We start from the raw sequence: 21201 nt of genomic DNA on the forward strand, positions 1-21201 counted from the left end.
CATTTCTTTCAAAAATATTGGGTAATGGGTGTGAGTTATTGAAAACCGTAAGCGAAAGAATCTCTCTGAATTGTTCACAAATTCGGTAGATGTACTTGCCTTATCGGAATTGATCAATGACTCACAGACAACAACCAAATATTGATATATCGATAAACTCATCCTTGCAGAAAACTGAACAATAAGGTCTTAATCATTTCTTCGAACTATCGGTCAGGGCACCCATGCATCAGAAAAAAGAAAAACACCAGCCTTCCAGCTCGCAAAAACATATAAGAAACAGTCCAGATAGAAGCAGCCAAGACAGAAAAGGTTCGCAAACCCTTGGAAAAGGGACAAAAAATAGGTCTCAGAACTTTAAAGAAAAAACCTCTGCAAGGAAGAGCTCTGGATTTGAAAAGCCGTCAGAAGTGGTAACTTTTACAAAGAAAAAGTCCTCTCCACGTTTCGAGTATGAAGACGATAAAATTTTCTGGTGCGGAAAATGTAACCTTCCCCTGATAGGGGAAGAATGTGGAATATGCGGCAGCAAAGGGGAAGTCCTTCAGCTCTCCCAACCTGCTGACGTCCGTTTTTGTTCTCCTTACGAGCGAGAAGTCATAGACAGGCAGCTTCACTCCGCTTTTGGTTGCAACCCCCTTGGAGATAAGCTCATTCTTTTAAACAAAATTCCCGGAGAAGACAAAACTGATGAGGTGCTCGTAGATGGCTTTATTTTCGGAATTCTCCGGTTTGAGCTTTCAAAAATGGATTACAGTTTTGAACCTTCCCTCCAGGGTGCAAAAATTCTCCTTAAAAATGCCAGAGGCAGGAAAGTCGAGCTTAAGAAAACAAATCGGCACCTTAACGGAAAAAGTGTCACAGTAGAATCTATTGAAGCATTTGACAGCAATATAAAAGCAGGAGACTTTGTCCTTGTTACTACAGGCAGCCTGACAGGCTATGGAGTTTCTTTAGTTGAGGGTGTGGATTTTTTGGGCCTGAAAACCCTGCCTGAGCCCGAGAACCGAACTGAATTGAAACTTTCAACCGGAGCCGAAACAAAAGTTTTCAGGATCAGGAAGGTTGACAGCAGTAAAGCGTCGCTTCGCCCTGAGACTCCTGATCTTGCGGCATGCATCGAAGCAAACAAAAAGCATCTCCAGGCGCTTGGGAAGAACGCAATCAATACTATTCGCGGAATTATTTCCAGGAAAGAATACCAAAATCTGCCTGTCTATGTCTCTTTCAGCGGCGGTAAAGACAGTCTTGTGGTGCTTGACCTAGCTCGGTCTTCCCTTAAGCAAAGGGAGCTCAAAGCTTTTTTCCTGAACACCGGGATTGAGTTTCCGGAAACTATCGAGTTTGTACGAAACTTTTGCCGGGAAAAGGAAATTCCACTCATCGAAGCAAATGCAGGTTCCGCTTTTCGAGAGCAGGTCGGAAAATTCGGGCCTCCTGCAAAGGATTTCCGCTGGTGCTGTAAGGTCTGCAAACTGGCATCAGCAGGGGACTTCGAGACAGGAAAAGAAGCATCTTCTCAAGAAGAGACTATTGGTGGTGTGGCTTATCTCACAATTGATGGCAAGCGCAAGCACGAATCTTTCTCAAGGGCAAGGATTGCAGCAAGTGAGACGAACCCTTTTGTCCCTGCCCAGCTCAACATCTTTCCCATAAGGGATTGGAAGGCAATTGAGGTGTGGCTTTACATACACTGGAGACAACTTTCCTACAATCCTCTCTATGACCTTGGCTTTGAAAGAGTAGGCTGCTGGCTTTGCCCGTCCGCCCTCGCTGCCGAGTACGCCAGGGTAAAAGACCTGCACCCCGAAATGTATGCGAAGTGGAACGCTTTTCTGCTGGACTGGGCGAAGTCCAGAGGGCTTTCCGAAGAATTCATAGAGCATGGGTTCTGGCGCTGGAAAGAACTGCCTCCCAAGATGCTAAAACTGGCCGAAGAGTTAGGGATTTCCGTGCTTGCCAGAGAAAAAACTGAAGACTTTGAAATTGAAGTCGTGTCAGGAATTTCTCCCTGCCGGGCAGGCGGCTATTCAATAGAAGCAGCTGTGAAAGGTATAAGGGAAAACGAAGCTGCAGGTTTTATCAATGTCCTCGGAAACACGGTTTATGCGGAAGACCTCGGGATGTTGCTGGTCAAAACCGGGACCGGAACTCTAAAGTTTTTTTCGAATGGGAATCTGCTTGCAAGTTCGGAAACAAAGGAAAAAGCTATTTCACTTTTTAAAGAAGCTGCAAAGCAGTTTGCAAGGCTTTCCCGCTGTACCGGATGCGGGATTTGTGTAAAAGCCTGTCCGGTCGGGGCGGCTTCTCTCGAAGGAAAAATGCCGCATGTAAACGAAGCCTGTATCAGATGTGGAAAATGTACAGAGTCCTGTGTGGTAACCAGATATTTTGATAAACTTGTACCTGACCTGAATCAAAAGTTAAAGGTGTGATTAATTAGAAATCCGGATTTCACATCTCTGTGATATTTTTAAATAGTTTCTAAATATATTTAGATATTGCACTTTTTAATTAAGTTTAGATTTCATATATTTATAAAATTTCCACAAACTTGATTTAAACCTGTGTATAATTCATTTACTCAAACGGAAACTAAAAAATGAAATTGAGCCAAAACCCTGACGGAGTAAGTCAGATCATAGCCAGCCGATGGAAAATAGGAGCAGCACTGGCGGTAGCGCTGCTTCTGTACTTTGCGTTTCTAATTCTGCTGCCCCTCGCAGATGGAATCGTACTGGGCATAGTCTTTGCTTACATTGCCAGGCCTATCCGGGTAAAATTCAAAAAGCACAGAAAAATAGGGGCTCTTATTGCCAGTCTGTGCATATTCATCCCTATAGTGTTTATTGTAGGGGCAGGTATTGTTGAGATCCTTAACCAGGTTTCCTGGATTATTGGACATAAGACGGCAGTTGCGGCAGTGATTCTGGATTTCATAAACTCTCTGAACGTTCCGGATAGAATCATAGAAAGTATTAATTCTGCAATCTGGGACCTCTTTACCTCGTTACTCCCTGCAGTAGGCAGTATAGGGCTTCTTTCATATGCCCAGAGTATCGGTCTATTTGTCATTAATTTTTTAATCTCGATCATTTTCTGCTATTTTATACTCGCTGATGGGGATCGGCTTTACTGCGCATTTCTTGGCGTGATCCCAAAAGAGTACAAAGAAGTTGTAAACCGTTACGCGCATCATCTTGATATGATCCTTAAAGGAATTTTCATAGGCAATGCCTATTCTGCTCTAATAGTCAGCGTAACCTCGGTTATTGTTTTCTACTCTTTTGGTTTTTCCCATGTGCTTGCCCTGGCGACCCTTATCTTCATAGCTTCGATAGTTCCTCTTTTTGCGGGGTACATGGTGCTGGTGCCTCTGGCTTTAATGCGATACTTTGAGCTTGGGTTTAGAAGTGCAGCCGTTTTCTTTACAGTATCCTCCCTTATTATCTACGGTCCCCCAGAGCTGATTCTCAGGCCCTATCTGACCAGCCTGCAATCCAAGATTCACCCGATGCTGCTTATGCTTGCCTTCCTTGGCGGGGCTTTTGTCGGAGGAATTGCAGGATTTTTTGCAGCCCCTATTCTTCTCGGGGCTCTGGTTGCGGCTTACAGAGTTTATCAGGACCACACCCATCCCGAAATTGTCGAGACCTGCACAGACCTCAAGAAAGTGGGACACCCAAGTAAGGCTGACTCGGAAAAGTAATTTCTGAGTAAAATTCAGAAAACGTACCGAAAAACATCTGAAATCCTGAAGTTTTCCATTATATGCTCAAAAGTATCAGTCGAAAGGGATTATTTTATATCGTTGAAGGATATTAGGACTGTCATATATTCTTCTTTACCCCTTTAATCAAGATCTACTGACGGTACAGACCTCAGTTAGTCTTATATAAATCAACTATTTGATTCAAAAGAAAACAGTTCGGGATAAATTCCAAACCGAGGCTAGTTCGGGATAAATTGAAAACTGAAGCTAGTTAGGGAAAAATTAAAAACCGAAACAAATTCGGGACAAAACTCAAACCGAAATAAATTCGGAACAAAATTCAAACCGAAATAGATTCGGAACAAACTTCCACACCGAAGAAATCGAACATAGGTGATAGAATGCAGTTATTGCTCATTCACTCTGATTATATTGAATACGAAACCAAAAAACAAACTCCAGTTGCTGAAAAAATTGAAGAGTCCTTAAAGTCCGGCAGGCTTGAGGAAGCACTTACCGCTTTTATGGCTGTTGAAAGTGTAGATGAGGCAAATCCTGAGGAAACTATAGAAAAGGCGGTTTCCGAACTTGAAAAGGTAGCTACCCAGGTCAAAACCGACCGTATAATGCTCTATCCTTATGCTCATCTAAGTTCTGACCTTTCTTCTCCGAAAGTTGCAGTAAAGGTACTAAAAGGCATAGAGACTGCGCTCTCAGGAAAATACGAGGTCAAACGTGCTCCTTTCGGGTGGTATAAGGCTTTTAGTATTAGCTGTAAAGGGCACCCACTTTCCGAACTCTCAAGGAGCATACGCCCTGAAGGAACTCAAAAATCAGAAGGCAAAGTAGAAGCAACCGGGGCAAAAGAAGAGGTTGTTTCCGAAGCCCTTAAAGCCGAAGGTACGGCAAAGTCTTACTGGCGCATCCTTACTCCTGATGGAGAACTTCACGAAGTTGAGAGTTTCGACCTTACGCCTTACCCCAAACTCCAGCAGTTTGTAAACTACGAAATTTCCAAGAGCAGAGCTGTTGAGCGTGCTCCTCCTCATGTGGAGCTTATGCGGAGGCTTGAGATTGCGGACTATGAACCAGGGTCTGATTCCGGAAACATGCGTTATTATCCGAAAGGGAGGCTTATAAAGTCCCTTCTTGAGAATTATGTGCTTGATATCGCAACCGACTTTGGGGCAATGGAAGTTGAAACTCCTATCATGTATGACATGAACCATCCGACTCTTAAGAAATATCTGGACAGGTTCCCTGCAAGGCAGTACTCCATTGAGTCAGACAAGAGGCAGATGTTCCTGCGTTTTGCAGCCTGTTTCGGGCAGTTCCTTATGAACCACGACATGACGATTTCCTACAGGAACCTGCCTCTTCGGATGATCGAAATGACCCGTTACAGTTTCAGAAAGGAACAGCGGGGAGAACTTGTGGGCTTGAGAAGGCTCAGAGCTTTTACCATGCCTGATATGCACAGCCTTTGCGAGGACATGGACCAGGCTGTAGACCAGTTCAAAAAACAGTATGACCTCTGCATTGATGTGCTTGAAAATGTGGGAATCCATATTAAGGATTATGAAGTAGCCATCCGCTTTACCAGGGACTTTTACGAGTCGAATAAAGAGCTTGTAGTCAATATGGCAAGGACCGTCGACAAACCTGTGCTTGTTGAAATGTGGGACACCCGCTTCTTCTATTTCGTGCTCAAATTCGAGTTTAACTTCGTAGACGCCCTTGCGAAGGCAAGTGCACTTTCCACGGTCCAGATTGATGTCGAAAACGCCGAAAGGTATGATATTTCTTATGTAAATGCTGACGGCAAACTGGAAAGGCCTACCGTGCTTCATTGCTCTCCAAGCGGGGCAATCGAACGCTGCATTTACGCCCTTCTCGAAAAAGCTGCAATGGAAACCGAAGAAGGAAAGGTTCCTATGCTGCCAGTGTGGCTTTCTCCTACCCAGGTCAGAATTGTGCCAATCTCAGAAAAACACGTCGCTTTTGCCGAAGAGGTTGCACAGAAGCTGGACTGCAGGGTTGACATTGACGACCGCGACCTGTCAATAGGAAAGAAAGTGAGGGAGGCAGGCAGGGAATGGGTACCTTACGTGGTTGTTATTGGAGATAAAGAAGTTGAGGATAACACCATTAATGTGACCATTCGGGCCGAATCCGAACAGAACAAACCTAAAAAAGTTCAAATTACTACGGAAGAGCTTAATGCCCGGATTAAAGGTGAAATTGCAGGAAAACCGTACAGAAAACTGCCCCTATCAAAATATCTTTCGGAAAGGCCAAAGTTCGTTTAAACATATTAAAATGTTTCTGAGTGTTTTCAAGAAAACATACTGAAATTTGCTAAACTCTTCCATCTAAGTTTTCGGAAGCCGCCAGAGGGAACAAAATTCCTTGTTTCCTGTTTCTTCTGGCTTTTTAGCATAACATATATATTGACGTAATTCTTATTATTGAAAGAGGATTTCTTTTAAATAAAAGTAGTTCTAGGTTTGTTCTTCTCCGTTTCTGAACGAAAAGATCCTGATTTAAGCATTTTGGAATGAAATTTTTACTAAATGGAATTTTTACTGATGATTTGTAAGTTATGGGGAGTTACTTCTTATTAAGTTTACAATTACATGCAGAATTTTCTGTTATATGGTTATACCAGTTTCCCAGAAAACCTTTGTAAGGCACTTTCTGGTTTTGATATCAAATTTTTACATTGACAAGTGTAAGGACAGCGTGACTGATGACAATTTCAAATGAGACCGCAGTCGGTATGGAAACCGTCGAGCTTGAGCCCTTGAGGAAAGATAAAAAGGAAATTTTTGAGGATATTCTAAAATATCTCAAAAACAATCAGAGAGGCTATATCAAGGTTCCTACAGGCTGGGGTAAAACCTTTCTTTCGAAACATATAATGAAGAAGTACTACGACGAAGGAAAAGTCGTGCTTTTCCTTGTCTCGAGAAATAATCCTCTTCTTAGCCAGACCTATTATGACAGGAAGAAAAAACGGCCCCTTTTTCCCAACAGCGCACTTCTCTCGTCCGAACATAAGGTGGACCGAAAAGAACTTGCTGAAACTTTGAGGTTTTTTGGGAAGGAAAAGGATAAAGGTTTTGTTCTTTTTGCCTCGCTTCAGACCGTACTTGGAAAACAGAGCTCTGAGATCAAGAACCTGATTCTTGAACTTGCCGACCTTGCAATAGTGGATGAGATCCACAATTTCATTAACAATCGAGGAAACGATTTTCTCAATGAATTGGGGGAAAGGACAAAAATCCTGGGAATGACTGCAACTCCATTCCAGGGAGTTGTCGGGAATGTCAAGTTCGTGGATGAAATTGCAGGGGATATGAGGGAGGTATACGCAAAAACCCTTCCTGAATGCATCCTGGACAACGAACTTGCCCCACTTAAGTACACGATTGCCGAGAGTTCTGAGGATATCTTTGAAATCTTTGATTTTGAAAGAGGGCTTGATGAACTTGATAAGCAGGACCTTTTCCTTGATTGCAGTACTCCTGACAAGTTGAAAAAGGTAATTCGAAGAACTCAGCTTGCAAAAGATGTGTACGATTCTCTGATAAAACACAAGCATGCAAAAACACTCGTCTTTTGCGCCCCTGTGAGGAAGCGTGTCTATGGCGTAGGGGCTGAAGGTGAGGAAATTAATGCTTTCCATGCAAAGCTTACCTCCTCGGTTTTCAATGGGGAAATTTCAGTTCCTGAATCCGAAAAGGATCCTGAGCCTATCCTGCCCTTAAATTTTGAGAATTATACTCCTGAAGGCGAGTTTCGGGATACGGTTTTTATAAGCTCGGAGCTGTCTAAAAATGAACAAAGTGACATTCTTGCAGCTTTCAGAGAAATGGGAAAGCCTCCTTATGTGCTGTGCACCGTAGGCATGCTGATTGAAGGTTTTGATTTTCCGGGACTTGAAGCCCTTGTTTTGCTGCGTCCTACCCTGAGTATGCGGCTCTTTGAACAGCAGGTCGGAAGGGTGACAAGGCTTTCTTCAGTCTCAGGTAAGCAACAGGGCAATATATTTGAGATTTCGGATAGTATTGACTCTCTCTACCAGCGCTTTGGAGAAGGCGTTTTTTCCGGGGAAAAGGTTGACCAGGTGCAGATGCTCCAGCCTGAGATCCGCCTTGAAGAACTTTTCTCAGAGGGCGATGCAGCTAGAGCAATCGAGGAAGGAAAGATAGAGATTAAGAAGGTAGAACTTGGCTTTCAAGGAAAGGGGAAAGGGAAAGGAAAAAGAAAAGTGGCTCAGTTTCGTGAAATCCCGGTAAGACTTCCTCCGACGTCCATCAGGGCAAAGTATTTTTCGCGTCTGCTCGCACTGACCGAGGAAAAGGACATAGGAGCTTTTGAGCGGGAAAAGCGGGAACTTATGCGAGCTACCCTGAGATTCCGGGTCAGAGAATTCAGGGATGCAGAAGAGCTTGCAGAGCTTGCAGGCAATATAAATAGGCTCAAGAGGGAAGCTTATGAAGACCGCAGGCTAGGGGATGTTTCAAGGCAGCATAAACCCAAGGTTTTCGGGGAAGTAGAATGGCTGCTGAAACTTCAGGCCCTGAACTCCCTCAAGTATAACGGTGGGCACCTCTCGATGCCTGAGAAAAACCAGATCTTAAAAGCTCTGAACTTCGAGCCCGATTTCCGAAAGATAGATAACCTCAGGCTTAAATGCCTGAAGCTCGGTTCGGCTCAGAAGACTATCCCTGAACTTGTAAAAGTGCTGGGGTTCGTAAGCCGCCTCTCGTCTTCGGAAACCTACCAGTTCCTCGACAAGAAGAAAAAAGAGCACTGGAAAAGGGAGTTCCTGCCTGCGGTTTACTGGGGCTTCTGTTTTATAGATGATTCCCCTGAACTGAAGGAGCTTTTTGAGTCTACGGAATGGGACAGGCGGGTCAAAAATATTATCCGGCAAAAATAACATGAGGTTTCCTGACAACTGATGGCTTCCGCAATGATGTTTTCTGACCCGGTGATTGAGATTATTCAGAGCATCAAGAGACCATCAAGAGATCATCAAGAGATCATCAAGAGATCATCAAGAGATCATCAAGCGACCATCAAGAAGCAGGAATCTTTTGTTTTTCTCTTCTTCGCCTTGCAGGACAGAATCGGCTCGCCAGCCGGATAAATACTTAATTTGACCCAGGAAACCGTTGTTTCCTATTATCTGGTTGATATTATTTTCAAATGCTCGTAAAGTAGTTTTCAGGTCCTTTTTGTTTTGAAACTCAGTGCAAATGGAGCTTACTTGTATTCCTTGCACAAAACGCAACTATTTGGCATACTGAATATTTAATCAGGGTAATGTCAACCATGCAATACTGGACGACTAAAGAATTAATTGTCTCTAATTTGATATTTAGGGCTTTATCGTTTTTCCTTTTAAACACCGAATATAATATGGTGAAAAACAAGTTCACTAACCTTAATTTTAAAGAATTTTAACTTTTGAAAAAATAACGCCTTAAATAACTGAACCTGGATTCTTGTAACTTTCTAATTATGGCATTACTATCTTTTTGAAAAGCTTTATATAGACAACGATTTATAAAAAGTTAAAACTGATAGTAAGATGACGACTATGTTCCATGAAATACCTGACCTTATGAAGGAACGAATGAATTACCTTGAGCTTATCGATAAAGAAGATAGAACTGATGGAACACCGAAATCACAAAGGTTAAGACAGATCCCACCTGAAACCGGCAAGTTTATTGCACTCATGCTAGCCTTTTCCCCTGACGGGATAGCTATGGAGATAGGTACAAGTGCAGGTTATTCATCCATGTGGCTTGCACTCGCTTGTATAGAAACAAATCGTAAATTAATCACTTTCGAAATACTGGAAGAGAAAGTGAAATTGGCACGTGAAACTTTCTCAAAAGCTGGACTGGAGGACATCGTAGAACTCGTACATGGAGATGCTAGATACTTAATAAACCAATATTATGGAATATCCTTTTGTTTCTTAGATTGCGAGAAAGAGTATTATCTTAACTGCTATGAGGAAATCATACCTAAAATGGTTAGAGGTGGCATATTGATAGCTGACAATGTGATAAGCCACGCTGATACGCTCAAGCCGTTTCTTGACTGTGTGTATAATGACCACCGAGTCGATGCAGTACTTATCCCACTTAAAAATGGTGAGTTGGTTTGTCGGAAAAAATGAGTTTACCAAAGATGACGAGCAGTCGATAATATATCTACATATACTAAATATACTAAAAGCCGATCAATTCAAGAGCCCATTATCGAATTGTATTGTATCAATTTGGATTAGGTATATACATAACTTGACTATGTCGCATTACAAGGTGAAGCATTATCATTAGATCTCTTATACAAAAGATATCGTTCGTAGTGAAATCGATACCAGCGATTGGATTAATTGTCTAATCTGACAAGTCAAGATAGGTTCCAAGACTTTTCGCAGATGTACACATTTGGACTAGAAATCTAAACGATAAAATGATTAAAAGTAATATTCAAAAAACGTGATAGAAACGTTATGTAGTCGAAAACGAAATCCCCTTAGCTTCCTCTATAATCAGATCGATGTTTTTTATGGCTTCACAGGCTTCTTCTACCGTTACATGAGGTTCAAGTTTGTGAATTCTTCTAGAACGATCCTCAACGCTTCCATCAGTATCTTCCTTCCGAGTTACATAAAGAGCTGTTGATATTTTCTCAAGTGTGGGGACTCCATAAGATGCAAAATTTTCAGAGATAAATTTTACTAAGGGTTCAAATTTTTTTATTGTTTTAGGATACATGTTTTTTATAAGCTGGCTGTTTTCGGCAGGTAAAAGACTCGGCGCATAAAACTGAAATTTTGTTCGTAATTCAATAATATTATCCGCTCTCATAGCTGTTAACTCATCATTAAGATCAAAAGAGTAAGGGCCATGTTTGTAAAGAATAAACTCAAGTCCCAATGGGTCTCCAAAGAGTTCTTCCAGTAGATAACATGCTTTCTGAATATGAACTTCCCCACACCGGCTGCCCTTGATTTCCATATGTTCTATTAATGACAATAAAACAGCATCTACTTGCAGTCTTTTCATTTAATATCACACGCTATTCTTCTGTTGAAGGTTTGAGAATACGTTCTCAGTTAACATTTAACCATTTGGTAGCAGTTATAGACAGTTTGGATTTATATAAATAGAATCTATAGCAGCAATAGGTATTTTTGGTAACACATCAGATATAGATAGAGCGGAAACTATTCTTCTGTTATTCAAATACACGGGAAAAGTGGAATCTCCGCCTCTTTGTTTTTCTGTATCATATATCACATTATTTTCTCCAAATTGTTTCTTGAAGTCATTGTAGATGGCTTTTTGTGCTTCTAGGTTTTTAGAGATATCTTCTTGCTTTCTGTCATACAATAATCTGAAATGATTCCTAGTTACTATTCGTTCTGCATACTCATGGCCCGGATGACTTTGATCATGTGCGACTTCAAATAATCCTACAAATACGTCATTATCGGTCATTTGTAAGTGACTCTCAACTTTAGTGATAAAAACTCCATCTTGCAACCATGTTTTAAGGAAATCTCTCAGGTGGATGTCATAGATCCGCCTAACAGGGTGAAAGTATAATTGTGTATACATGAAATATCTAGCAAGAAGCATAGCTTCAACTGCATGTAATCCACCATTTTCAATACCCAATGCAGGTTCTTTAGATCCATAATTATAATATTTTGGAAGGATCCGCATAGTTTCAATTAACCTATAATGATCAAATTTTCCATAAGCTACACCCGTGTGGTGAGAATCCCTTAAAAGGTAGTCCATTCTATCTACTCCAAGAGCATCACTAACAATTATTTCGGAAAGGATTGCCTCCCAATGGGTAAAGTTGTAGTTTTTATAATATCTCGGCCCTACTGCTAATTTAACTACATCCTCGGTTTGAATCTTGAGATCATTCCATATTTTTGTCATATCCTCACTGCGGATGATCTCGGCAGTTATCATTTCATGATTCCAATCATCTGGCAGAAGTTCTTTTTCGGCCGCATGCGAAAAGGGCAGATGTCCCACATCATGGAAGAGAGCAGCCATACGAAGTGTTCGTCGCCAATACTGCAGTTCAAAGGCAGATTTAGGAACGATGTTTCTTATTGAATCATAGAGTATGTTATTAGGATCAGTAACAACATCATAGACTCGACTTGCGAGTTCCATTACCCCCAACGAATGTTCAAATCTTTTATGGGTAGCTCCAGGATAGACAAGGTAAGTCAAAGCAAGTTGGTGAATATATCTGAGTCGCTGGATAGGTCTTGAATCGATTGCTTTTCTTTCCTCTGTGCTATAATGTATAAAATTGTGTATTGGATCTCGTAATTCATGAATATACTTTAACATTGAATACCCCCCATATAAGTCCTGCAAAAAGTTATTATTAAAAAGCGATGTGTAAATTTTCTTTAACTGTTTTTATGCAGCTATGTTATTTAATTATAATTGATAAGAGAGATTCATGCGTCTTCGTTTAAGTGGGGAATCGTGACAAATTGCGTCAATTTTCTCAACATTTATCAAAAATATTGTATATTGTGAGCTGAAATGGGTATCGATTTCATGTAAATAGGCCAAAATTTAAGGCCGGCTTCTAATGCAAAATCAATAGCTTTCAGGCAAGAAAGTTCCTTAACCGATGACCAATGGAGTTTAATTAAGTAAAATTCGTTTTTAGACAAAAATATGGTGTATTTTTGATGGGAAAATTAAAATTAATTATTTTTCCAAGAATAAAGCGTTTAAACAACTGGTTATCAAACAACTGGTTATCTCAAACAATTTTTAAGGTCCCTAAATTATTCAGTACTTAATGTTCAGTACCTAACGTCAGTACCTATCATTCAGTGCTTGACCAAACTAGAGATTTCCTGAACGTCTTCACAGTGCGCAATTTCGTTTCTGGATGCAGACAGTTTGGACGCAGACAGTTTGGATGCAGACAGTTTGGATGCAGGCAGTCTGGATGTAGAAATTTTATCCGTACTCCTGAGAAACCTGTAATATCCAAAACCTATCAAAAAGATCGGATAAGCGACTTTCCAGGTAAACCCTGAGACCAAAAAACTCAGGGACACGAGTGAAAGAGCCGAAAAAATCCATTTTTTCCAGCCGTTTTCGGTTTTCCAGTATGCAATTATAATGAAAGCGTAGAGGAAAACGTAGTTCTGGCTTACGAATAGCATCATAGTTGATACCGGAATTTTGAAGAGATAACTTCCGAAAACCAGGAAAATTGAAAGTGCATACAGCCCAACCAGGCTGGATACAGGGATATTCCTTTTTGAAAGCCTTCCGAAGACCTCAGGAAAAATTCCTTTCCTGCCCCCGGCGTACAGCAAGCGGCTTGCAGTAAAGTTCCAGGAACAGGCATTTGCTGAAATAACCACTATCATGAGCCAGATGAGCAGTTTTCCTCCGGGCGTAAAAAGCACGAGGCCGGAAAGCCCTGCTGCTCCCTGAAGAGAAGCGCCTGAAACACTGGCTCCCGTGCTGATTAAGGCAAGCAGAAGGTAAATTAAGGTTACAAGGGCAAAACTGAGCCAGTAAAGGCGAGGTACATTTTTTTCAGGGTTTTTGATTTCTCCCAGGGAAAAAGAAAGGTTTTCCCAACCAATAAAAGCCCAGAAAAGGAGAGCTGCAACTTTCCAGATGTTATGCAGGTCTATATGCACGTTACCGCTAATTGCTTCGCTGGCAATCCTGAGGCCCGAGCCCAGAAAATCAAGGTTAAAAGCAATAAGCAGGCCTATTAGCAGAAAAAGGACAGCCAGAGATGCGTAATTGATCAGAGAGATAACCCTCATTCCTGCCATGTTCGAAAGAAACATAAGGGTTACAAGCAGAACCGCAAAAAGGGCTGCTCCTGCTTCTGACAACTGAAAAAGATGCTTCATATATTCGCTGCCTATAAGGGCAACCGCAGGAAGCCCGAAAAAGAAAGAGCCTCCCACAAGGTAGGAAACCGCATATCCTCCCCAGGGCCCAACAGCCTTTTCAGCATAACCTGCAAGTCCGGCTGTTGAAGGAAATTTAAGGCCAAGGCTGGAGCAGACTTCGATAAGAGGGACTGCGACAATCGCTATAAGGAACCAGCCGAGGATTGCTTCATAGACGGTGCCTGCATCAAGTGCCAAGCCTGGCAGTGCAAGAATGCCTGTGCCTATAAGCATGCAGATTGCAAGCCCCATGCCCCGAGTGAAGGAAATCGTTTTCTTAAGTTCGGTCATTTTTATCTCTTAGGCTACCTGTAAAAGGTTTTGTATATTTATTTGTTCGCAAACAGGCTTTCAGATAATTAAAACACATACTAAATATATTTTTCCAAAAAACTCCCAGTAGAAGAAAAAGACTAAAAAATCGAAAAAGAATTAAAATATACCCAGGTAATGCAAGAAAGCAACAGCAAGCGCCACGAAACTAAGAATCAGCAAAAACCCCGAAATCCGGATGTACCTATACTTAATTTTCACCATATCCTCAAATTTTTCCTTTGAGTCCCTGGTCGAATTTATGTTAATCTCATACTTTTTCCTGAAGAGCACCATTACCGCAAAAATCAAACTCAGCAACCACAGCACAAGCGGAGCCAGATAGATCAAAACCGAATACCCTTCTGCTCCCTTAATATCCGAAAAAGCAATAGCGTGAAAATAAATTCCTTGAAGCAGCCCTGTGACAACAACAAACTGTTTTGCCGTATCTTCTACAGCCGAAATAGATTCCCCAACAAGCTTTTCAGCATTCTTTTTCCAGAACGGATTGGGCTCAGCGGGAAAAGAAGGAATCTCTTCTTCACCAGCCCCGCTTTCAACTTCTCCTTCAGTCATACCTTTACTTCCCATTCGAATTCTTTTTTACAATTAGAATTGGGACAGGTAAGATCTATAAACATGCTTTTGGGAGTTTTTCGGCTGAATGCTTTTTTAACATCAGAAAACCCTAAACGTACTGCGATAGCTTCCCCATCTTCAACAATTTTTTCTACATCTGTGAAATATTTGTATCCGCAGTGAGGACATTTAATGAGTTCAGAAGTCATTCATTCACCAGCCTTTCAAATTCGGCATCAAATTCTTCTTCTCCCATCTTATTTCGCAATTCAGCCAGATCACTTGCAGCCAGTTGAACGTATGGAGAATTAAGCGATTTAAAAATCGAAAAAGCAGTTAAATACGCCTGAAGAGCAAGAGATAACTCTTCCCTTTCCGCATATATTCTTCCTAATTGTCCCAGTGTTATTGCAATTCCGCTTTTGTTTCCCAGCTCTTCTTCCATTTTCAGGGACTGGTTATACTTTTTCACTGCTTCTTCGTAGTTGCCCTGAGAATAATGGACATTTCCAAGCGCGTGCAGTGTTATTGCAATTCCGCTTTTGTTTCCCAGCTCTTCTTCCATTTTCAGGGACTGGTTATACTTTTTCACTGCTTCTTCGTAGTTGCCCTGAAGGTGATGAATCATTCCAAGCGCGTGCAGTGTTTGTGCAATTCCGCTTTTGTTTCCCAGCTCTTCTTCCATTTTCAGGGACTGGTTATATAGGTTCACTGCTTCTTCGTAGTTGCCCTGAAGGTGATGAATCATTCCAATTGCGTGAAGTACAACTGCAACCCCCCTTTTATTCCCCCCTTCCTCATATTTATATTTAATGTTATTATATATTTTAAATGCAGTATCTAAATCTCCGAGACGATAATAAATCGTCGCAAGGATGTACTCGGCATTTGTTTTTGTTTCTCCTGATGTCGTATCGATAGAATCATTTAATAGACTCATCGCAAGTTCAATATGTCCCCAGCGAATCAAGAGGTCTGAAGTATTTTCTACAACTTCATTTGCACTCTCCCAATCTCCTGCCTGGAAATAATAGTCGCGTGCTTTTAGATAATCCCAGAGGCTTCCAGTTTGGGAAACCAGATTTTCATAGTATCCAGCAGCCCTGATAAAAAGCTCTTTTTTGTCCAGTCCGCCTTTTTCCAGTTTTTTCCGTGCAAAATCTTTTACAATTGTGTGCTCCGAGTAAACACTCTTACCGTACTCCTGTTCTTTTGAAATGAGACCCCATTGGAGGAGTTTATTTAAAGATTCTCCAACAGAAAGACTTTGATCTTTCTCATTTCCTATAATCCATGACAATGCTTCAATTGAAACAGCTTCTTCGTAGATTGAGGCGTAGAGAAGCAGTTTTTTTGCTTCTTGATTCAGTTTTGAATAAGACTTGTCCAGCAGAGTAAACTCAATAAGCTTTTTTTGGAGAGGTTCAAGCTCTAATAAAAGATCATCTACTCCCTGACTGGAAGCAAGTACAGCAAACTGGCCTATTGTCCAGGGATGACCGCCTATGACATCATATATTTTCTTTTTCTTCCGCATTCCCAGATCTGCCAGTTCAGTAAAATTGTTCATTAACCAGTTTGTCTGGGGGAAACGGAGTTCTGGAAGAGAGATGTGTTCGATTCCGGCAGCAAGCCTGCCATCAAGAGGATCAAAATCATAACGAGTTGTTATGAGGTATTTTGTGTTTCTTGTCGTGGTATTAAGGAGTTGCTGGATGAACGCCTTAAGCTCGGGATTTTCTATGTCGTTCCTTTCTTCGTTCAGACAATCTTCAAAGTTATCGAAAATGACCAAGAACCTTATCTGCTTCAAGATTTCGACCAGTAAAGTAGTTTTGACTTCAATAGGAAACTGCTGGTTAAGGATCTGGTTCAGTTCAGGTCTTCCTTTCATCAGTAAAAAGCTGTTGAATTTGTTCAGGATATCTTCCGGCCTGGTTGTGGGAGTAAATTTTATCCCCAGCGTGCCTTCGAAGTAATAGCCCATTTTCAACGCAAATCGAGTTGCAAGTACGGTTTTTCCAATTCCTCCAAAGCCGTGGATAATTGCAGCTCGTTTTACGTCGGATTTGAAGCCTTTTTCAAGAAGCCTGAGTTCTTTTCTCCTGGCAACAAAGCCTTTTTCCATGACCTGTAAATCCGGCATCATCATGGGTTTGAAAACGAATTCCGAAGGTTCCGGTTTTAAATTCTCTACATTAACGCAGTTGCAGTCTGAAAGATAAAGTACCGGAGTTGCAAAGTCAAGTCCATTACCGTTTTCTAAGTTCTTCATCACGAGTCTTGCTTCTTTTAAAGCAAGGTCAACAGGTTTTCCGCTTGCAATTGCTCTGTAAAAATTGTACGCAAACTTTATGGCGACGTCATCAATTACCGAATACTGCATTGCCACGACAGCAGGAATTCCCTCTTTGGAAAGCATGCTGGCCAGATCCCCAAAAGCTTCTTTATTCGAGCCTTTAGCTGATTCACAGGAACTGAGCACAACAAGCCGGATTCCTCGTTCGGAAAAAAGGTCGGAAAGGGTTTTGTTGTCAATAAGCCTTGCTTTCTGGTCTTCGTTTTCAAAAACAAGATGACCTTTTCCATCTATGCTGATCCCGTGACCTGTAAAATGGATAATATGGTAATCTTGTTCGTTAAGGTAGCCTTCGACGTTTTCAAAGGTTGCATCTTCAGTAAAATCCACTTTTATTTTCTGGTCTCTTTGAAGTTTGTCCACGGCTTCAAGGATTATTTCCTGTTCTTTTTCCGTGTTCAAAGGTGAAATTATGGGGTCATCCGGGCCGGAAATTATTACCAGCATCCTGAGTACGGAATCAAGAGGTTCAAGCTTTTTCTTCTTCACGCCTGCTGGCAGCCTTGAAATCAGGATGTTTCTTCTTCGAATCAGAAAATCTTCGTCGTCGTGCAGGTATTCCCAGGGCAATGCTGAAATTTCCGGAACGTTTTCACCAAACCTGAGTGAAATCCTGAGTCCACTACCGTTTTCCTGAGCTTCCTTTATGGAGTTGTTGAAATACTCCCCGAGTTGACCGGAAAATACCTTGCTGTAAAGCATTTTCCCAAATTCGACATGCGGCTCTTCTCTATCCTTTTCTTCTCGTGCCTCTGCATTTTCTTTATGTTTTTCTGGTTCTTCAGGGCTTTCGGTAACTTTTTTCTCTATACTTTCAAGCATCTGAGAAAGTCTCAGGTCTTTCCTGAGTTCAAAATCGTTGCTCGCTACAACATTTTCATCATTCAGAATCGAGGCACGATATGTATAGGGGGATGATTCGGGGGATCGGGTAATCTGAAAATCAAGAGAAGAGTATTCCAAAAAAATCACCGATTGTTATTTGGATTTCATAATTAATAAATTTAAAGTGTATATATCAATAAAAATAATATTTAAGACTTAAAAATATGAATTAAAAAACAGAAATCCAGCTTTAAAGGTATCAAGGCTCACATAAAACTCACGAAAATTCAAATATATTTTGATTAAAGTTGGTGTAATCTCATATCAGTCTCAAAAGAATCATTTTCATTGGTTATCGGTTAAGGAATTTTCTTGCCAAAAAGCTATCGATTTTGCATTAGCAGCCGTCCTTAAACCTTGGCTTCTTTACATGAAATCGATACCCTTTTCAGCTAACAACTCATTAAAAGATATTACAAACGTTGAGACGTTGCTGCAATTTGTCATGATTACTCACTTAACCGAAGACGTATGAAGCCATGACTAATATTTTAATTGAATTCTTTTTTATATAACTATTAATATAGTACAAAATAGAGGGTGGGAAACCAGAAATGACAGGTATCGGTTATCTTGCAAATAAAAAGACCTTATCAGGTTTATTGAAGGAAAGCAGGCAGAAGGTTACTTTTTCGATCTTCTAAAGGAAATTTTCGTAAAAGCTACATTGTAAAATATAGGAAACAGTAACAGGTTCCTTCATTGATAAGGCTGTGGCTGCTTAGATGAGTTTTTGAAAAAAAGACGAAATTAAGAGTTCTACATTATCTTGAAAATTACTACGTTGTCTTTTTAAATAAGTGTAAGTTCTAATATGGAAATGGGGGTTATTATTTGGCTGACAGAGAAAAGATAACTGCAAAACTAAAAGTCGCAGAAGCTGATCAAAGAGATGTCGGAAAAGGAATTGTCCGGATAGATGATAGTTTCAGGGAAAAGCTGGACCTCAAGCCCTTTGACGTTGTGGAAATAAGAGGAGGAAAATCGACTTCAGCCCTGGTGGGACGTCCATATCCCAGCGATTCGGGCCTGGATATTATCCGCATGGACGGACTTATCCGCACAAATGCAAAAACCAGCATAGGGGAGTATGTGGATATTCGCAAAGCCGACTGGAAAGAAGCAAGGAGTGTAACCCTCGCGCCTGTGGCTAAGGGCATGCAGATCTATGCCCCAAGTGAAACTCTTAAAGCCGTATTCATGAACCGTACGGTTTCCAGGGGAGATTTTATTTCCACCACAAGCTTGAGGCGGTCCCGGGAAAGAGAGACTTTCGGTAAAGGAATCATGTTCGAGGATTTCTTTCAGGACTTTTTTGGTCCAGGTATGGAGCAGTCATTTGGGCTGGGAGAAATAAAGTTACAGGTGGTCTCCACTTCCCCGTCTGGAATAGTAAAGATTACAGATATGACAGAAGTTGAGCTTTTACACGAAGCTGCAGAGATAACTCCGGAACAGAATGTTCCTACTGTCATGTATGAGGACCTTGGTGGAGTTAAAGAGGCTATCACCAAAATAAGGGAAATGATAGAGCTGCCTTTGAAGCATCCTGAACTTTTTGACAGGCTGGGTATTGACGCTCCAAAAGGAGTGCTGCTTTACGGGCCGCCTGGAACAGGCAAGACAATGCTCGCAAAAGCAGTTGCAAACGAAACCGATGCTTATTTTATCTCAGTCAATGGTCCGGAAATTATGTCCAAGTACTATGGGGAGTCAGAAAAAGGGATCAGAGACGTCTTCGAAGAAGCAGAGAAAAACGCTCCTGCAATCATTTTCCTTGATGAAATAGACTCCATCGCACCTAAGAGGGCTGAGGTGACTGGAGAAGTCGAAAGGAGAGTTGTAGCTCAACTCCTCTCCCTGATGGACGGGCTTAAAGCGCGCAAGAACGTGATTGTGATAGGGTCAACCAACCGTCCTGAAGCAATTGATATGGCACTCCGCCGTCCTGGTCGATTTGACAGAGAGATTGAGTTAAGGGTTCCGGACACTGAAGGAAGGCTTGAGATTTTCCAGATTCATACGAGAGGTATGCCTCTTGCCGAAAACGTAAATCTCATGGACTTCGCTCAGATAACTTACGGGTTTGTGGGAGCTGACATTGCTGCGCTTTGCCGGGAAGCTGCAATGAGTTCCTTGAGGCGGATTCTCCCGAAGATTAACCTCAATGAACCTGAAATTCCAAGCGAAATCCTTGACACACTTCGGGTCACAAGGGAAGATTTTGAAAATGCCCTTAAAGATGTCCAGCCGTCTGCTATAAGAGAAATCCTTATCGAAATTCCTAACGTGAGCTGGGAAGATGTTGGCGGCCTGGAAGGAGTAAAACAACTTCTGAAGGAGGCCGTGGAATGGCCCCTTAAAAGTCCGGAATCGTACAGGGATATAGGAGTTGAAGCTCCCAAAGGAGTGCTTTTATATGGTCCTCCGGGTACTGGAAAGACTCTCCTTGCAAAAGCCATTGCCCATGAGTCCGAAGCTAACTTCATTACTGCAAAAGGAAGCGATCTGCTTTCCAAGTGGTACGGAGAGTCCGAAAAAAGGATTGCTGAGGTCTTTACACGGGCAAGGCAGGTCGCTCCATCTATTATCTTCCTGGACGAACTTGACTCTCTTGCGCCTGTTCGCGGGGCTTCCGTAAGTGAGCCACAGGTTACAGCCAGGATCCTTAATCAGCTCCTTTCCGAGATGGATGGGCTTGAAGAACTCAGAGCTGTAGTGGTAATAGGTGCGACTAACCGTCCTGATATTATAGATCCGGCTCTTCTAAGACCTGGACGTTTTGATGAGTTAATTCTAGTTCCCGTTCCGGATGCGGGAGCTCGTAAGGAAATATTTAAGGTCCATACCGCGAAAATGTCGCTTGCAGAGGATGTTGATGTTGATAAACTCGTATCCATGACCGATCAGTATACAGGCGCTGACATTGCAGCCGTGTGCAAAAAGGCAGGAAGAGACGCACTTCGAGAAGACCTTCACGCTAAAGAAGTAAAGCAGAAACATTTCCTTCAAGCGATTGCTGAAACCGGGCCTTCGGTTACTCCTGATACCATGAAATATTACCAGGCTGTACAGAGTGGTCTGAGAAAACGGCAGTCAAAAGAAATAGAGACTCCATTTTATATCTGAGTGCGAGACAGGAAGTTTGGCCTTCTTTTTTCCTTTTTCCTGTCTTCCTTTCTCTTCTCTACTTTTTTATAAACATCCTGACCCCAGCTAACTCAAGTGGTGTAGGTGGAAATAGGGCCTTTTTCGATAAGTAGCGGCAGTGTAACAGTTTTTTTGTAAAATCACAAATCTCAAGAAGTTAGTGGGTGAAAAAGAGCTTCACATGACACCGGGGCC

13 protein-coding genes are annotated in these 21201 nt (G+C 41.7%); 7 read left to right on the plus strand and 6 right to left on the minus strand.

Annotated features, from left to right (window positions below; genetic code table 11):
• The first annotated feature begins 224 nt into the window (after positions 1 to 224).
• The 6 genes from FXW07_RS02450 to FXW07_RS02475 all read left to right on the plus strand — a co-directional run bounded on the left by FXW07_RS02450 (position 225) and on the right by FXW07_RS02475 (position 9914).
• On the plus strand, positions 225 to 2435 hold the full coding sequence (locus tag FXW07_RS02450) for a phosphoadenosine phosphosulfate reductase family protein (RefSeq protein WP_229393604.1): 2211 nt from the start codon (positions 225 to 227) through the stop codon (positions 2433 to 2435).
• Positions 2436 to 2602: 167 nt separating this feature from the next.
• On the plus strand, positions 2603 to 3709 hold the full coding sequence (locus FXW07_RS02455) for an AI-2E family transporter (RefSeq protein ID WP_229393605.1): 1107 nt from the start codon (positions 2603 to 2605) through the stop codon (positions 3707 to 3709).
• Between the two features lie 404 nt (positions 3710 to 4113).
• The gene (locus tag FXW07_RS02460) at positions 4114 to 6021 is read left to right on the plus strand and encodes a threonine--tRNA ligase (RefSeq protein WP_229393606.1); all 1908 of its coding nucleotides are present in this window, start codon (positions 4114 to 4116) and stop codon (positions 6019 to 6021) included.
• A 440-nt stretch (positions 6022 to 6461) separates the two neighbouring features.
• Entirely contained in the window at positions 6462 to 8660 is a 2199-nt protein-coding gene (locus FXW07_RS02465) for a DEAD/DEAH box helicase (RefSeq protein ID WP_229393607.1), read from the plus strand.
• Between the two features lie 21 nt (positions 8661 to 8681).
• Entirely contained in the window at positions 8682 to 8870 is a 189-nt protein-coding gene (locus FXW07_RS02470) for a hypothetical protein (protein ID WP_229393608.1), read from the plus strand.
• Between the two features lie 489 nt (positions 8871 to 9359).
• Positions 9360 to 9914, plus strand: coding sequence for an O-methyltransferase (locus tag FXW07_RS02475; protein ID WP_229393609.1), 555 nt, complete (start codon positions 9360 to 9362; stop codon positions 9912 to 9914).
• A gap of 337 nt (positions 9915 to 10251) precedes the next feature.
• Here the strand turns inward: FXW07_RS02475 and FXW07_RS02480 are convergent, their stop codons facing one another.
• From FXW07_RS02480 to FXW07_RS02505, 6 genes are all read right to left on the minus strand, one after another.
• The gene (locus FXW07_RS02480) at positions 10252 to 10809 is read right to left on the minus strand and encodes a hypothetical protein (protein WP_229393610.1); all 558 of its coding nucleotides are present in this window, start codon (positions 10807 to 10809) and stop codon (positions 10252 to 10254) included.
• 75 nt (positions 10810 to 10884) lie between these two features.
• On the minus strand, positions 10885 to 12126 hold the full coding sequence (locus FXW07_RS02485) for an HD domain-containing protein (RefSeq protein ID WP_229393611.1): 1242 nt from the start codon (positions 12124 to 12126) through the stop codon (positions 10885 to 10887).
• 497 nt (positions 12127 to 12623) lie between these two features.
• On the minus strand, positions 12624 to 14009 hold the full coding sequence (locus FXW07_RS02490) for an APC family permease (protein WP_229393612.1): 1386 nt from the start codon (positions 14007 to 14009) through the stop codon (positions 12624 to 12626).
• 141 nt (positions 14010 to 14150) lie between these two features.
• Complete coding sequence (locus FXW07_RS02495) at positions 14151 to 14609, minus strand: hypothetical protein (protein WP_229393613.1); 459 nt, start codon at positions 14607 to 14609, stop codon at positions 14151 to 14153.
• Entirely contained in the window at positions 14606 to 14821 is a 216-nt protein-coding gene (locus FXW07_RS02500) for a hypothetical protein (protein ID WP_229393614.1), read from the minus strand. The genes FXW07_RS02495 and FXW07_RS02500 overlap by 4 nt, the downstream gene beginning before the upstream one ends.
• The gene (locus FXW07_RS02505; protein WP_229393615.1) at positions 14818 to 17934 is read right to left on the minus strand and encodes a tetratricopeptide repeat protein; all 3117 of its coding nucleotides are present in this window, start codon (positions 17932 to 17934) and stop codon (positions 14818 to 14820) included. Before FXW07_RS02505 ends, FXW07_RS02500 begins: the two co-directional genes overlap by 4 nt.
• A gap of 756 nt (positions 17935 to 18690) precedes the next feature.
• Between FXW07_RS02505 and FXW07_RS02510 the strand changes: the two genes are divergently transcribed.
• Complete coding sequence (locus tag FXW07_RS02510; RefSeq protein WP_229393616.1) at positions 18691 to 20985, plus strand: CDC48 family AAA ATPase; 2295 nt, start codon at positions 18691 to 18693, stop codon at positions 20983 to 20985.
• Positions 20986 to 21201 lie beyond the last annotated feature (216 nt).

Origin of the sequence: Methanosarcina sp. DH1, from assembly GCF_020804205.1 — an archaeon.
GTDB classification, from domain to species: Archaea; Halobacteriota; Methanosarcinia; order Methanosarcinales; family Methanosarcinaceae; genus Methanosarcina; species Methanosarcina vacuolata.